10 protein-coding genes are annotated in these 13,096 nt (G+C 57.3%); 6 read left to right on the forward strand and 4 right to left on the reverse strand.

Annotated elements, in window-relative coordinates; all coding sequences use genetic code 11:
* Positions 1-71 precede the first annotated feature (71 nt).
* Together DIT71_RS13275 and DIT71_RS13280 are read left to right on the forward strand one after the other, a co-directional pair.
* Positions 72-1,661 (forward strand): BCCT family transporter, encoded by a 1,590-nt coding sequence (locus tag DIT71_RS13275; protein WP_114613692.1) that lies wholly within the window; start codon positions 72-74, stop codon positions 1,659-1,661.
* Between the two features lie 240 nt (positions 1,662-1,901).
* A complete protein-coding gene (locus DIT71_RS13280; RefSeq protein WP_114613693.1) occupies positions 1,902-3,491 on the forward strand; it encodes a BCCT family transporter in 1,590 nt (529 codons plus the stop codon).
* 64 nt (positions 3,492-3,555) lie between these two features.
* Here the strand turns inward: DIT71_RS13280 and DIT71_RS13285 are convergent, their stop codons facing one another.
* From DIT71_RS13285 to DIT71_RS13295, 3 genes are read right to left on the reverse strand one after another with little or no spacing between them, the layout of a single operon-like run.
* The gene (locus tag DIT71_RS13285; protein ID WP_114613694.1) at positions 3,556-4,506 is read right to left on the reverse strand and encodes an alpha-L-glutamate ligase-like protein; all 951 of its coding nucleotides are present in this window, start codon (positions 4,504-4,506) and stop codon (positions 3,556-3,558) included.
* Positions 4,506-6,023 (reverse strand): inactive transglutaminase family protein, encoded by a 1,518-nt coding sequence (locus tag DIT71_RS13290; RefSeq protein ID WP_114613695.1) that lies wholly within the window; start codon positions 6,021-6,023, stop codon positions 4,506-4,508. Before DIT71_RS13290 ends, DIT71_RS13285 begins: the two co-directional genes overlap by 1 nt.
* A complete protein-coding gene (locus tag DIT71_RS13295) occupies positions 6,020-6,805 on the reverse strand; it encodes an ATP-dependent zinc protease family protein (protein ID WP_227538102.1) in 786 nt (261 codons plus the stop codon). Before DIT71_RS13295 ends, DIT71_RS13290 begins: the two co-directional genes overlap by 4 nt.
* A 380-nt stretch (positions 6,806-7,185) precedes the next feature.
* Here DIT71_RS13295 and rmuC point away from each other — a divergent pair, with 380 nt between their 5' ends.
* Together rmuC and DIT71_RS13305 are read left to right on the forward strand one after the other, a co-directional pair.
* Positions 7,186-8,541 (forward strand): DNA recombination protein RmuC, encoded by a 1,356-nt coding sequence (gene rmuC, locus DIT71_RS13300; RefSeq protein ID WP_244312015.1) that lies wholly within the window; start codon positions 7,186-7,188, stop codon positions 8,539-8,541.
* Positions 8,542-8,546: 5 nt separating this feature from the next.
* Positions 8,547-9,413 carry a hypothetical protein gene (locus tag DIT71_RS13305; protein ID WP_114613697.1) on the forward strand — a complete coding sequence of 289 codons (867 nt, stop codon included), beginning with the start codon at positions 8,547-8,549 and terminating at the stop codon, positions 9,411-9,413.
* On the opposite strand, the gene DIT71_RS13310 is transcribed toward DIT71_RS13305, so the two are convergent.
* Positions 9,398-10,417 (reverse strand): AraC family transcriptional regulator, encoded by a 1,020-nt coding sequence (locus DIT71_RS13310; RefSeq protein WP_114613729.1) that lies wholly within the window; start codon positions 10,415-10,417, stop codon positions 9,398-9,400. The genes DIT71_RS13305 and DIT71_RS13310 overlap by 16 nt on opposite strands.
* Before the next feature lie 182 nt (positions 10,418-10,599).
* Between DIT71_RS13310 and DIT71_RS13315 the strand changes: the two genes are divergently transcribed.
* Both DIT71_RS13315 and DIT71_RS13320 read left to right on the forward strand, forming a co-directional pair.
* Positions 10,600-11,718: a CaiB/BaiF CoA transferase family protein gene (locus DIT71_RS13315; RefSeq protein ID WP_114613698.1), complete on the forward strand. Its 1,119-nt coding sequence runs from the start codon at positions 10,600-10,602 to the stop codon at positions 11,716-11,718.
* A 184-nt stretch (positions 11,719-11,902) separates the two neighbouring features.
* Complete coding sequence (locus DIT71_RS13320; RefSeq protein WP_114613699.1) at positions 11,903-13,051, forward strand: penicillin acylase family protein; 1,149 nt, start codon at positions 11,903-11,905, stop codon at positions 13,049-13,051.
* The last annotated feature ends 45 nt before the right edge of the window (positions 13,052-13,096 follow it).

A 13,096-nucleotide genomic window follows, 5' to 3' on the forward strand; every position in this document is an offset into this window, starting at 1 on the left:
AGCAATAGTATGGCGAACTTGTAACGTTTGCATCCGAACCAAGCCAGCTTACTCGAACAGGAGGCTCAAACGTGGGCGACGTTGTAAAAGACGAATACTCAACGGATTACGTTGCAGGCCAGGATAATATTCAAAAGTTTGGTCTGGACCTGCATGCGCCAGTATTCCCGATTACGGCCGTACTGGTGCTTACTTTCGTTATAGGTACCCTGATCTTTCCGTCGGAAGCTAAAGAAATTCTTGACGGGGCAAAATGGTGGATACTGGGCCAGTTTGACTGGTTTTTTCTGATCAGCGCCAACATCATGGTGATCGTTGCTTTATCGCTGATTTTCCTGCCCATAGGCAAGATCCGCATCGGCGGTGTCGACGCCACGCCGGATTTCTCGACACTATCCTGGTTCGCAATGCTGTTTGCCGCAGGTATGGGTATCGGCCTGATGTTCTGGGCGGTGGCGGAACCGGTGGCCTATTATACTGGCTGGTACGAAACACCGCTGGGGGTTGAGGCAGAAACCCCGGAAGCGGCCAGGCTCGCCATGGGTGCCACCATGTACCACTGGGGCCTGCATCCCTGGGCCGTCTACTCGCTGGTGGCGCTTTCACTGGCATTTTTCGCCTACAACAAGAGTATGCCGCTGACGATCCGCTCCGCTTTCTTTCCACTGCTTAAAGATCGGGTTTGGGGCTGGCCGGGCCACGTCATCGATACCATGGCGGTGTTTGCAACCATTTTCGGGCTTGCCGCCTCGTTGGGTTTCGGCGCCCAGCAGGCCGCATCAGGGCTGGATTACCTGTTTGGCATCTCGGCCACTGTCAATGTACAGATGGCGATCATTACCGGTGTGACGGCAGCGGCTCTGGTCTCGGTTCTGAGGGGCCTGGACGGCGGCGTAAAAGTCCTCAGTAACATCAATATGGCACTGGCAGCCATTCTGATGTTCTTCATTATTTTTGCCGGCCCTACGATGACCATCCTCGAGACGATCTGGATTACCTCGTCCAGTTATGTATCTAATGGCCTGGCGTTGAGCAACCCGTTCGGGCGCGAAGATGAGACCTGGTTCCACGGCTGGACCGTGTTCTACTGGGCCTGGTGGATTTCCTGGTCCCCGTTCGTCGGTATGTTTATCGCCCGGGTGTCCCGCGGCCGCACGGTTCGTGAGTTTGTCACCGCGGTCCTGCTTGTTCCCACCGTCATTACCGTGGTCTGGATGAGTGCCTTCGGTGGCGCTGCCCTGGAACAGGTCCAGGAGGGCATTGGCGCCCTGGCCGAAGATGGCCTGACCGACGTTTCCCTGGCCTCGTTCCAGATGCTCTCCAACCTGCCGCTCGTCGGGATTACATCCTTCGTGGGTATCATATTGGTGCTTGTTTTCTTCGTAACCTCGTCCGACTCCGGCTCGCTGGTTGTCGACAGCATCACCGCCGGCGGTAAAACCGATGCGCCGACTGCTCAGCGCGTATTCTGGGTGGTCATGGAAGGTGCGATCGCCGCTGCAATGATATTTGGCGGTGGCGAGGACGCACTGGGCGCGATACAGGCGGTTGCGATATCGGCCGGTCTGCCATTTACCGCGATCCTGCTGGTGATGACCTGGGGTCTGCTGAAAGGCCTGACCCATGAGCGCAAACTGCTCCTGGCGGAGGGTAAGCTCTGATAAGTAAAAAAGCCCGAAGCCGGGTTTCACCCCAGAAGGCGCTATACTGCTGGATGCCCCGACAGTATGGTGCCTTTTTTCATGAAAAAGACATCTTGCCAGAAGGATTGGCCTAAAGTTTCCGGAAGACTCGAGGGGCATCCAGCCTTTGATGTTTTGAACTCAAAGCAATAAGATGGCGAACTTTTAATATTCGCACCTGAATATTTAAAAGCTTTACTCAAACAGGAGGCTCAACACGTGGGCGACGCGGTAAAAGACGAATACTCGACGGATTACGTCGCAGGCCAGGATAATATCCAGAAATACGGTCTCGACCTGCACGCGCCGGTATTTCCGATCACGGCGGCACTGGTAGTAGCGTTCGTTATAGGTACGCTGATGTTCCCGGGAGAAGCGAAAGAGCTTCTGGACGGCGCGAAATGGTGGACAATCGCACAATTTGACTGGTTCTTTCTGCTCAGTGCCAATATTTTTGTGGTGGTTGCTCTTGCCCTGATATTTTTGCCGATGGGTAAAATCCGCATTGGCGGTATGGACGCAAAACCGGATTTCTCGACGGCGTCCTGGTTCGCCATGCTGTTTGCCGCAGGTATGGGTATCGGCCTCATGTTCTGGGCCGTTGCCGAACCGGTGGCCTACTACACCGGCTGGTATGAAACGCCTCTGGGCGTCGAAGCCAACACCCCGGAGGCTGCGAGGCTGGCCATGGGTGCCACCATGTATCACTGGGGCCTGCACCCCTGGGCCATCTACGCGATTGTAGCCCTGTCGCTGGCGTTCTTTGCCTACAACAAGAACATGCCACTGACCATCCGCTCAGCCTTCTTCCCTTTGCTTAAGGATCGTGTCTGGGGTTGGCCGGGACACATCATCGATACCCTGGCGGTCGTGGCGACAATATTCGGCCTTGCCACGTCTCTTGGTTTCGGTGCCCAGCAGGCGGCCGCTGGTCTGGACTACCTGTTCGGGATCTCGTCCGGTATCAACGTGCAGATGGCAATTATTACCGGCGTAACGGCAGCGGCTCTGATCTCGGTACTGCGAGGCCTGGACGGTGGCGTGAAACTCCTGAGTAACATCAACATGTCGCTGGCGGCACTTCTGCTGTTTTTTATCATTTTTGCCGGCCCGACCATGACCATTGTCGAGACCATCTGGATCACTTCCTCCAGCTACGTGGGTAATGTCGTGCAGCTGAGCAACCCGTTCGGCCGCGATGACGAGGCCTGGTTCCACGGCTGGACCGTGTTCTACTGGGCATGGTGGATCTCCTGGTCACCGTTCGTCGGTATGTTTATCGCCCGGGTTTCCCGCGGACGCACGGTACGTGAGTTTGTCACCGCGGTATTGATTGTTCCGACGGTAATCACCGTGGTCTGGATGAGTGCATTTGGTGGCGCTGCCCTGGAGCAGATCCAGCAAGGCATCGGCGCCCTGGCCGAAGATGGTCTGACAGATGTTCCCCTGGCGTCGTTCCAGATGCTCGCCAACCTTCCGTTCGTTGGCATCAGTTCTTTCATTGGCATCATTCTGGTTCTGGTGTTCTTTGTGACCTCTTCGGATTCCGGTTCGCTGGTTGTTGACAGCATCACCGCCGGCGGCAAAACCGATGCGCCCACCGCTCAGCGTGTGTTCTGGGTGGTTATGGAAGGTGCGATTGCCGCGGCACTGATCTTCGGTGGCGGTGAAGATGCCCTGGGTGCGATCCAGGCGGTTGCGATAACCGCAGGCCTGCCTTTTACGGCGGTGCTACTGGTAATGACCTGGGGGCTGCTGAAGGGCCTGTCCCATGAGCGCAAACTGTTGCTTGCCGAGGGCAAGCTCTGATTGCAGCACTGGACTGAAAAACCGGGGCCACGGCCCCGGTTTTTTTGTGCCTGGAATTTGCCGATCAACGTCTGGAGGTAAAGGTTTCCATTGCGAAGGCTGCCCGCTCTTCAGGTGTGAAGTGTGGCTTGCGGATGGCTTCAATCTGCCGCAGACGCGGCAGCAGGCCACGGCCATTAGCCATCTGGATTGCAAGACCGGGACGGGCATTCAGCTCAAGCAGCAGTGGTCCTTCGTTAACATCGACTACCAGATCAACTCCCATGTACCCGAGGCCAGTGGCCTCGTAGCACCGGGAGGCCATCACCAGCATTTCCTGCCAGTCCTCAATAACGATATTTTCCAGTGCCAGGCCGGTGTCCGGATGTAATGTGATAGGGCGGTTGAACTGTACCGCATTCAGGCCATGGCCGTTGGCAATGTTGAGGCCCACGCCAACAGCGCCCTGATGAAGGTTCGCCTTGCCATCTGAAGCCTTGGTGGCCAGTCTCAGCATCGCCATCACCGGGTAACCCTGAAAAACCACGATCCGGATGTCCGGCACACCCTGAAAAGAGTATTTGGCCAGCCCCGGGATGGACTCCACGAGGTTTTCAACCACGGCCACGTCCGGCGTGCCGGCCAGTGAATAAAGACCGGCAAGAATGTTGGACAGATGCCGCTCAAGATAGGCTGAGGGGACGCGTGCCCCTGAGGCCTTGATGTATTCGTCGCCGTCGCGCCCCGTCACCACGGTAATGCCTTTGCCGCCTGATCCCTTGGCAGGTTTGATGGCAAAGCCCGTGAGGTCCTCGGCCATTTCCCGGAAATGGGGGATCTCGTGCTGCTGCCTCACTACCTGAAGCAGCCGGGGTGTGCGGACATCATATTCGGCGACCACCAGCTTGGTTTTGAGCTTGTTGTCCACCAGCGGGTAGGAGGCGCGGCTGTTATACCGGGCAATGTAGTCCACATTGCGCCGGTTCATGTTCAGCATCCCCAGCTGATTGAGCTTGAAGGGCGAGATCCAGCCCATCAGTCGTAGGCCTTCATGGGATGGAAGCGACGAAGCTCAGACAGTTTGTAGCCGGTATATTGCCCCATCAGCAGGATCAGCCCCAGCACCACAAGGTGCAACTCAGGGAAATTGAACGTCAGATGCTCTGCCAGGGGAGCGCTCATCAGCAGAAAAGCGCACACCGCCACGAACAGGCTGCCCGCGCCCTGGACAAATACTTCACGGGCACCTTCCTCCTCCCAGAGTATGGACATGCGCTCGATGGTCCAGGCGATGATTACCATGGGAAAGAAGGTCACCGTCATGCCGGTGTTGAAGCCCATCTGGTAGCCGGCAATGCTGAGCCCTGCGGTGATAAAGATCACCAGAATAATGAGCGCGGATATTCGCGATACCAGAAGCAGGTTCAGGCTCGACAGGTAGCCGCGCATCAGCAGGCCGATGGCCACCACGGACAGAAAGGCAATGAGTCCCGGAATCAGCGTGGTCTGTACAAAGGCCACAGCAATCAGTATCGGCATAAAGGTGCCGGAGGTTCTGATGCCGACAACAATACGCATAAAAGCCACAACAAGGGCGCCCAGTGGCAGCAGAAGAAGCATCCTGAACATGCCCTGCTCTTCGATGGGCAGCTGGTAAAGGCTCAGAAAACCCAGGCCATTCTCGGCGGACTGGGCCTGGGCCAGCTGTAATGCGGGCACGGTTTGCCTCAGCATGGAGAAGCTCACCTCGGAGTCGTCACCCCCCACCACATCCAGCAGGGACGTGGCAGCCTGGCGCCACAGCAGCACGTTTTCCGGCAGACCCTGCTCGGCGGTGCGGGGGTTAAAGGTCAGCCATTTGTCGCCATCGTAGATTTGCAGGAACGGGCGCAGTTGTTGCCGGCGCCGTGCGTCTTCCAGGGCCAGTCCATCCGCAGTGCGCGCGGGAATGCCGGCGTGGTTAAGCATCCGGTTCAACAGGTTGATGTAATTGTCATTGGCCACCAGCAGGGTTGTATTCTGTGCATTGCCGTCCGGCTGCAGCAGCTTGATCAGCTCCCGAGTCATGCTCTCCGGTGTGCTCGACCTGGCAGCGGCCTGTTGAAGCAATTCTTCCACGGCGGTTGCCTGGGGTTCCTCCCAGAATGCGGGCTCAGGTTTCGGGCGCTGCCGGGGTTTGTCTGGCTTTATCTGCTCGTCGGGAACCAGCTGGACCTTAAAGTAAAGGGTCTGTGCGCCGCTGACATCGCGTTTTGACCACTCGGCCCGGCGTTCGCCGGAATCCTCCACGATGGAAAAACCATAGCCCGGTGATGCAGCCTGTTCGGAAATAATCCGGAAGCCCGGGGGCTGATCGGGAATATTCATGCTGGCAAGCACCGGCTCGCCGGTGCCTGTGAAATCAACACGGGCCTCTACCATCCACACCGGTTGCTGTTCGCCGGTAAACCAGGGAATCCTGAGCTCCACATGGCGCCAGACAGCGATGGAGACTCCGGCAGCGATCAACAGGAGAATGGCAAAGTAGAAGGGTATGCGGGAGCGCGAGGTCAAGATTTATCCCCGCTGTCTTCCTCGGGGAGATCATCGGGAAGCTCTGTGGCGAATTCCTTGCCAACATCAACCAGCATGACATCTCTCAGTATATTGCGCCCGACCAGGACTCTGTGGGACAGGTGCTCGCGGTCTGTCAGGGTAAATTCCGCCTGTTGGCGATGGTTACCAATCATGAACTGCAATTCCACCACCACCCGTCGCTCCGATTCATCTGTGCTGGACTGGATGATTTTCACCCGGCGGGAAATCTCCCGCTCGAGGGTTTCAAGCCCATCGGCACCCGGCACCGGAACGTCGAACCGGACCCAGTTACTGCCGTCCCGTTCAAAGCGGGTAATGTTTCGGGCATCCAGTGACGAAGTCTCTGCCCCGCTGTCGATGCGGGCGTCATAAACGAGCCCGGTCCCGACCAGGTAGAATTTTTCAACCTTGCCGACGATGACCTTGCCATCAAGCCTGTCGGCTCTGCCATCGCTGCTGGTGTCGGCGATGGTACATACCGGCTCTTCCGGCGCAGGCGGACAGGCGGGCTTTTCCACCTGTTCGGTGATGGCCTGCAGGATGGTATTGGTGGATTTCTCATTCAGGCGGGTCAGCGTCTCGACGGTCTCCTCTGCACGGTTTCCAAGTCTGGAAATCTGCTCACTCTGGCTCTCGAGCGAGGTGCTCAGGGTCTCAAGGTCGTTTTTCTCGACCATGAAGTAGCGATCTGCCGTGCAGCCCGCCAACAGCAACAGAACAATTGTGGCCGTCGTAATCTTTCCAAAATCCGAGCGCATAAAAAACATCCGAAACCTCTGAAGCCGCGGCGTGAATTCCCGAATCCCGGAATACCGTCATAAAGAATGCCGCAATTAACGTCGTTGCCCTGTTGGGCAGTCAAATCAGTCACAATAGGCAAGTATACAACAACATAACTGCCGAGCACGTTTACAGATCATTAACGGCGGCATTATGGGTGGATCGAATCCTGCCAGGTTGCGAATTGCCCCGGGGTATAACGAGACCTATCCGGTGCGGCATCGCGCAAAAACGGTCTGCTAATGCGGTAAACTGTCGTTAAAGTGTCATTTTCGAGAAATCAGTCAAGGAGATCAGGGTGCCCGAGGCCGTTGTCGCTGTCTTGCAGAATCAACCGGAGATCATGGTGTTTGCGGTAATGCTCGTCCTGGTCTTCTGCCTGTTGGCATTCTGGGGGGTGAAGGGTGGTCGCGCTGCCGAAAGCTGGCGTCAGCGCGCCGCAGTGCTGGACAACCAGGTGGCCGGTCTGGAGTCTGAAAGCCGGTCCAGGTTGGAACGCATCGAGCAGCTGGAAGCGGAAAGAGTCTCGCAGCAGCGCCGTGCTGATGGACTGGCCAGGGAGCTTGGCGATGCCAAGGTCGCTTTGAGGGAACAGGAAGTCACTCTCGACAAAGAGCGCCGGGCGACCACGGAAAAGCTGGAGCTGCTGGAGCGCAATCGCGAAGCCCTGAAACAGGAATTCGAGAACCTTGCCAATCGTATTTTCGAGCAGAAAAGTGAACGCTTCAGCCAGCAGACCCGCACCAGCATCGATACCCTGTTGAACCCGTTCCGGGACCAGTTGCAGGATTTCCGCAAGCGGGTGGAAGACGTCTATACCAGCGAAACCCGTGACCGCCAGGCCCTGAGAAGCGAGATCAAGTCCCTTCAGGAACTGAATCGCCAGATTACCGAAGAGGCTTCCAACCTCACCAAGGCTCTGAAGGGCGACAAGAAAATCCAGGGCAACTGGGGCGAGCTGATTCTGGAGCGGGTGCTGGAACGCTCCGGCCTGCGCAAGGGCATTGAGTACGAGACCCAGGGCAGCTACCGAGACGGCGACAACCAGCTGCTGCGGCCGGATGTGATTGTTCACCTGCCCGACAGGCGCAACCTGGTGGTGGACTCGAAAGTCTCTCTGCTGGCCTATCAGCAGTGGGCAACGGAAGAAGACGACACTGCCCGCGAAGAAGCGCTCAGGCAACACGTAGAAGCTGTGCGCAATCATATCCGCACGTTGAGTGAAAAGGACTACAGCCAGCTTCACGGCATACATTCGCCCGACTTCGTCTTTCTTTTCATGCCCATCGAGCCGGCATTTGTAGCCGCTTTTCAGCAGGACGAGAACCTATTCGCAGAAGCCTTTGAGCGAAAGATTATTGTGGTGACACCAACCACCCTGCTGGCCACATTACGCACCATCGAGAACATCTGGCGGTACGAGCGCCAGAGCCAGAACGCGCGGCGGATTGCAGACAGGGCCAGTGCGGTTTATGACAAATTGCGGGTGTTTGTGGAGGCCATGGAGAAGCTTGGCAGCCAGTTGCATACTGCCCAGGGCAGCTATGATTCAGCAATGAATACCCTGACCCGTGGCCGGGGAAATCTCATATCCCAGGCCAATCGCTTTGTGGAGCTGGGGGTTCGTGTTAAAAAAGAACTTCCAAAAACGATTTTGGATCAGGCGGAAGTGGATGCCGAAGACGATGACGCCCGAGACAACCAGAGGGAGTAGATAACATGGTGAGAGTAATCCGAGCCGGGCGCAGTTCTGTTTGCGGCCTTGTGGTGGCGCTGCTGCTGATGGCGGGCCATGTCAGTGCACTGGAGCCCGAACATGAAATTCGCCGCCTGATGCTGGCCACTGAAGAGGCCGTTGCCGCTGAGAACTGGGGTGAAGCCGGGGAGTATCTGAACCGTCTTCAGCAACTGGAAGGGGAAAAACCCGCGGATTATTTCTACTATCGCGGCCGCGTGATGCTGGAGTCGGGCCACTTCAACGAGTCGCGAGCGGCACTGGAAAAATACGTCAGCGAGGCGGGGGCCGAGGGCGACTACTATAACGACGCATTGAAGCTGATCACCCGCGTGGAAAAAACCCGCAAACAGGAAGGCGCCCGGGCCAGTCAGAGTGGTCAGAACGCCAGTGAACCTGTTGCGATTATCGAGCCGGCCGGTACCGAGACCGTGGAACAGCTCAAGCAGCTGTACCTGGCGGATTCGGATGCAGAAGCCCTGGTGATTCACGCCAATACCCTTCTGGAAGGAGCCGGCTGGCGGGAAGACCAGCGCATCGTGCGACTCGATCAGCCCGCCGACATTGCGTACAAGCTTGACCGGCGCAACGATCTGATCAGCATTCAGGAGGCCCGTCGCGAGGACAGTGGCCGCGTGGTGAGAACCGCGGAATCACTGGGTGTGTTCGGTGTGAATCCTCAGGTCGAGTGGAATTGCGAGAGCGCCACCGACAGCTGCTGGATCTACGACCCCAGGGACGGCTCGCGGCTGATGAAACTGAGCCAGGATCGCGAACGGGCCCAGGAAATCGCCCGCACACTCGGCCGCCTGATAAAAACCATGCAGGGTGTGGATCAGCCCCGCAGCTGACCCCGTTCGCCATCGCGATAAGCGCCCGGAGTGACGCCTGTCCACTTCTTGAAGGCACGATGAAAGGTGGACGGCTCGGTGAAGCCCACCCGGAATGCGATGTCATTGATGGGCAGATCCGGCCGTGACAGGTAGTAGATGGCCATATCCCGCCTGAGCAGATCCTTGATCTCCTGGAACGACGTATTTTCCTGCTTCAGCCGCCGGCGCAGGGTCTGGGGGCTGGTATGGAGCTCCGCAGCAATCCACTCGAAATCGGGCAGGGAACGGGTAAAATCCCGGCCAATCAGCGCCCGGATGCGGCCGGTAAAGGTGTTGCTCTCGTCCGGCCTCGATAGCAGATCGGCCGGCGAGGTTTTCAGAAACTGGCGCATTTCAGGTTTATCGCGGATGACCGGCGCTTGGAGAAAACGCTTGTCGAACGTCAGGGCGGTTTCACTGGCGTCAAACGACAGCGGGCAATGGAAGATGTGCCGGTACTCGTCGCCGTGGGGCGGTCGCGGGTAGCTGAACTCTGCTTTGAGCAGATCTACCGGTTGCCCGATCAGCCAGCTGCCAAGCCGGTGCCAGATCACCAGGATGCTCTCCCGGAAGAAATACATCGGGTCCTGAATGTCGCCCTCGATCACCGTGACCAGCCTTGCAACCTTCTCATCCACCTCCAGCTTCATGGCCACCATGGGCTCAAACAGGCGGCAGAACTCGAATGCCTGACGGTATACCGCCTCGAGGTTGGGGCAGTCGATAACCAGGGCACACATGGTGGCAAAAGTGCCGGTGCGGCACCGTCTTGGCCCCAGCCCCATGAACTCATCTTCCATCACATTCCAGATGGCCTGCAGCAGCCGGCTGTACTGGGTGCTGCTGACCCGCGCCATCTCGATCCTCAGCAGGTCCGGTGAAATACCGGCTTCCCCGAGCAGGGCCCGGGCATCGAAACCCGCCCTCTCAGGACCGGTCAATGCGGCTTCCACGAAGTGTCTGGAAACGGTGAGTTCCGACATGTCATCCTTTATCCTGATTTGAATGAGGCCCATCATAAAACCCCCCGGGTACAATGCAACCATTGCGCCGTCCGCCGGATGGAAGAAATGGTCAGTTGGAATGACGGAACCGGCAGTTGGCCCGGCCAGGGAAAAAGGGCAGCATCGATCGGCACCAACAACAGGAACAAAAGGAGTGATACATGCCCGGCCCTTTAAGCCAACTCAAGGTACTGGATTTCAGCACGCTGCTGCCTGGCCCCTACGCCACCATGCTGCTGGCGGATATGGGGGCTGACGTATTGCGCGTGGAAGCCCCTGATCGCCTGGACCTGACCCGTGTCATGCCCCCGCTGGAAGACGGCGTAAGCACCGCCCACACGTTCCTCAACCGCGGCAAGCGGTCGCTGAGCCTGGACCTGAAAAAAGAAGGCAGTGCGGACGTCATCAAGCGACTGGTGAAGGAGCACGACGTTGTGATCGAACAGTTTCGCCCGGGCGTGATGGACAGACTGGGCATCGGTTACGACACCCTGAAAGCCATCAACCCGGACCTTATCTACTGCGCTATCACCGGCTACGGCCAGACCGGCCCGTACAAAGACCGTGCCGGTCACGATATCAACTACCTGTCGCTGGCGGGTGTGTCCAGCCACTGCGGCCGCAAGGAGAGCGGGCCGCCACCGATGGGAATCCAGATAGCGGACGTGGCAGGCGGCTCTCACCACGCCGTAATGGGTGTCCTGGCGGCCGTCATTCACCGGCAGCAGACCGGGGAAGGGCAGTACATCGACATCAGCATGACCGACGCCGCCTTCGCTCTGAACGGCATGGCCGGAGCCGCGGCATTGGCCGGTGGTCAGGAACAGAAGCAGGAAAGCTCCATGCTCAACGGCGGCACTTTCTACGACTACTACCAGACCAGCGATGATCGCTGGATATCGGTTGGCAGCCTTGAGCCACAATTCTCGGGCCGGTTATGCGATGCCCTGGACATTCCCGAGATGAAAAGCTTTGCGCTGAGCCAGAACCCCGAGCATCAGCAAACCATCCGTGAGGCCCTGAAAGCGGCGTTCGCCCAAAAAACCCTGAAGCAATGGGAGGAGGTTTTTGCAGGCCTGGATGCCTGCGTTGAACCGGTGTTGACGATTACCGAGGCTGCTGATCATCCGCAGATGAAAGCACGGGACATGGTAATTGAGGTGGCCAAAGGAGATGGCGGGTTTCAGAAGCAGATCGGACACCCGATCAAGTTCAGTGCAACGCCATGTGAGACTCACTATGCGGGGCGCAGGCTGGGCGCGGATAACGGCGATCTTTAGCGTTGTTCTGCTTCACTTCGCCTTAAAATACTCATTCTGACAATCAATCGCATTGCCACCCGAATAGGAGATGAATGCAGAATTAGCTCGTATCGGTTTATGGGTTTCTCTGCTAATTTTTGAGAGTGAGTCCTCTGGCTCACTCTCAAGATCACAATGGACGATGGACAATGGATAAAGGACTATGAAATTACTTCCTAAACCTTTCAAGAATGCCAATAAAGGCGCATTGAAAGCGGCTGGGGTGACGCTGGCCAGCAGCTTTTTGATCGCGGGGTGTTTGTACAGTAGCGGCTCTTCAGCTTCCGAGGGCGACGTGTCCGAGAGCAGAGTTTCGGAGAGGGCAGTTCTCAAAGGTGCAATGAAGAAACGGCTCTCCCCACCAAACGATAAATATAAGGCCATCATAAGGAGAACGACGAACGGGGTTCCCCATATCAAGGCGGCTAATCTTGCTTCGGCGGCGTTCGGGCATGGTTATGCGCAGGCCCAGGATAATGTATGTGTATTGGCGGAAGCGATTGTTAAGGCCAGAAGCGAAAGGGCGAAATATTTTGGCCCAGGTCCGGACACTCAATTTGGTGTGGGACTCAACATCGTCAATGATTTCAGCTACAAGGCGCAAAAAATTCACAGTGGTGCTGAAGCCGAGTTTGCGGCACTGACTAACGAAAGCCGTGCACTGACTGAGGGCTTCACTGAAGGATTCAATCGTTACGTGAGGGAGACGGACCCGAGCGACCTGCCCGAGGAATGCAGGGATCAGGAATGGGTGAAAGTGATTACACCTGCTGATCTTCTGGCCTATTATCGGCTGGTGGGGCAGTACGCCAGTGGGGCGTTATTCGCGACTGGCGCTGTATTTCTGGCGGTTCCTCCCGGCCAGAGCCCTGCACCACGTGCTGTAGGTTCGGTTAGCAATGCGGAGGGAGTGGATAAGCTCCTTGAAGACATCGTGGCAACTGCCCGGGCAGGGGCGAAATCGGACACCAACTTCGCTGGCACCGGTCTTGCCAGCAACGCCTGGGGGCTAGGTAAATCCATGACCGAGCAGGGGCGTGGCGCCCTCCTGGCAAATCCGCATTTCCCCTACACAGGACATCGCCGCCTTTACGAGGTGCAGATGACAGTGCCGGGGTATCTTAATGTTCATGGCGCCGGGCTTTTGGGTACAGCTATTCCACTGATCAACTTCAACGCGAATCTGGCCTGGTCCCATACCAATACCGCGAGCCGTCAGTTTACCTGGTACGAATTGGTGCTCAAGGATGGCGACAACCTTGCGTACGTAAAGGACAAAGTTGAGAAGCCATGTAGTGGTCAAGTGTTTTAGGCCACCGTCTTTTGAGCTTTCCAATAGGCCAGCTCTGCTGCATTG

Origin of the sequence: Marinobacter vulgaris, assembly GCF_003344045.1 — a bacterium.
GTDB classification, from domain to species: Bacteria; Pseudomonadota; Gammaproteobacteria; order Pseudomonadales; family Oleiphilaceae; genus Marinobacter; species Marinobacter vulgaris.